The following is a 2,193-nucleotide window of genomic DNA, read 5'->3' as shown; positions in this document are numbered from 1 at the left end:
GCTGCGGGCGCCGGCCGCGGCGGGGCGGTCGAATCGCGCGGCGGCGCCGGGATGTCGCGCGACAGGCCGGCCGGCGGGGCGGCGCCCTTGAGCGCCTTCATGATGTCGTCGGCGAGCGTCCCGGGCTCGCGCAGCGCGTCCGGACCCGTCGCAGCGCCGCCGCCCGGAAGACCGCCGGTCTGGCCGCCGAGGCCTTTGAGGCCCTCGATCATCTTGCCGATCTGGGCGCCGCCGCCGGGGCCGAGCGCGTCGCGCAGGCCTTTCAGGACGCCGTCCGGATTGCTCAGCACGTTCGGCGCGTCGGCGTAGATCCGCGGCGCCGACCACGGGCCCTGGATCGCCACCGGAACGCCGATGCCCCACACATTGCTGCTCTGGCCCGGGGTGGTGGGGGCGGAGACGAGGCGCGGATCGGCGCGCACATCGAGCGTCCTGGTACGCAGGTCGATGTTGCCGGCCGCGCTCATCACCATGTAGGGGCCCTGGAAAGCGACGTCGGTGGTGCGGGCGACGCCGTTGTCGACCGTGAAGCTGCCCTTGAAGGTGGTGAAGCGGGTCTGGTCCGCCCCCTTGCCCTGCCAGCCGGCCAGGATGGTGTCGAGCACCGAGCGCAGCATCGCCGGCATGTCGATGCCCCGCACGGCGCCGTCCTCGAAGGTGAGGTCGGCGCGGCCGGTCAGGCCGGCGACGATGCGGCGCGGGCTCGCCCCGGCGCCGCGGACGTCGAGGCTGCCGCGCGCCCGCCCGTCGACATGCTCGAAGGCGACGGCGTCGCGCAGGAAGGGCAGGGCGTTCAGCCCGGAGAAATTGGTGCGCAGCGTCACCACCGGCTCGTCGCGGCTGCGGTCGACGGCGATCTCGCCGGTGGCCTGGCCGTCATAGACGCCGGAGGGCGCCAGCTTGAAGGTGAGGACGTCGTTGATCAGCGTCGTCTCGATCGCGGCCGGCGCGATCCGCACCTTGTCGATCAGCACCTCGCGGGCCGTCAGCGCGACATTGGCCTCGACGAGGCCGAGGCCGAACAAGTTGAGCGGAGCGTCGCTCCAGGGCTGTGCCGTGTCGGTCGCCGTGCTCCCCCGCGGGGGGCGCCCCGCCGCCGGGTCGGGCCCCGTGATGGCGTCGATCAGCGAGGTGAGGTCGAGCCGCTCGGATTCCAGCGTCGCGTCGACGAAGGGCCGGGCGCCGGCGAACGAGACCGAGACGGCGCCGCGCAGCCGGCCCTGGTCGACGACGCCGTTGAGATTGTCGGCCTTGAGCACCGGCCCGGCGCTGGTGACGGTGGTGCTGACGGTCGCTGGGGTGCGGAACAGCCGCGGCGCGTCGAGCGTCGCCTCGATCGGCACGGCGCGGCCCTCGGCGAGCCGGGTCGGGGTGTCGCCGGCCGCCGTGACCCGCAGGGTCGAGGGGCCGATGCGGGCGTCGAGATGCAGGTTGGAGCGGCCGCCGGCGGCCGGCAGGGTGGCGAGGCGCAGCGAGTCGATCTTCGTCTCGGCGGTCTCGCGGCCGTCGCGGACCACCACGGTGCCGTTCTCGACCGTCATCGAGCGGATCGACACGGCCGAGTCGGCCGGCAGGATGCTCTCGTTGGCGCCGATGCTGCGCTTGCGGGCCGCAGCCGCCCGGGCCGCGCGGGCGAACATCGGCTCGGTGAGCACCACGGGCCGGGTCAGGGTCAGGTCGGCGATGTCGATCTTGCCGCCCCACAGGTCGGCCAGCGTGATGCCGGCCTGGACCTTCTCGACCCGGACCATCTCGTCCGACGTGGTCCTGTCGCGCAGCCGGACGCCTTCGAGGACCAGTCCGGTGGACGGCCACACGGTCAGCCGGGCGTCGCCGCCGATGTCGAGGACGAGGTCGTTGCGGGCGAGCGCGTCGCGGCTCAGGGACTCGACGATGCCGCGGGCCGGAATGCCGTGCACGGCGGCCAGCGCGCCGGCGATCAGCACCGCGCCCGCGGCGATGGCGGCGATCTTCTTCGAGATCATGTCCGGTGCCTCCTGCGCCTGCGCTGCGCGTCGTGTCGGAGTATCAACAGACTCGAATAGAATGTCGTCGGACGGCCGTATGTGATCTGTAGCACTTTCGCGGGCGCCGTTTCCATGCAGACCGGAGCGCCGTTCACAAGGCTGGCGGCCGAATGCGGTGTTCCCGGGGCGCCGGCCGCGCCCCTCGTTCGTGGGCGCCGCGGCGCCG

The 2,193-nt window shown here is 73.5% G+C and carries 1 protein-coding gene; it reads right to left on the bottom strand.

Going from position 1 to position 2,193, the window contains the following annotated elements:
- Positions 1-1,985: AsmA family protein (locus CH341_RS30800; RefSeq protein WP_146604700.1), on the bottom strand; the 1,985-nt coding region annotated here is incomplete at its 3' end.
- Positions 1,986-2,193: the final 208 nt, after the last annotated feature.

The organism is Rhodoplanes roseus (assembly GCF_003258865.1).
GTDB lineage: Bacteria > Pseudomonadota > Alphaproteobacteria > Rhizobiales > Xanthobacteraceae > Rhodoplanes > Rhodoplanes roseus.
This window is presented reverse-complemented; position numbering and strand designations above follow the sequence as displayed.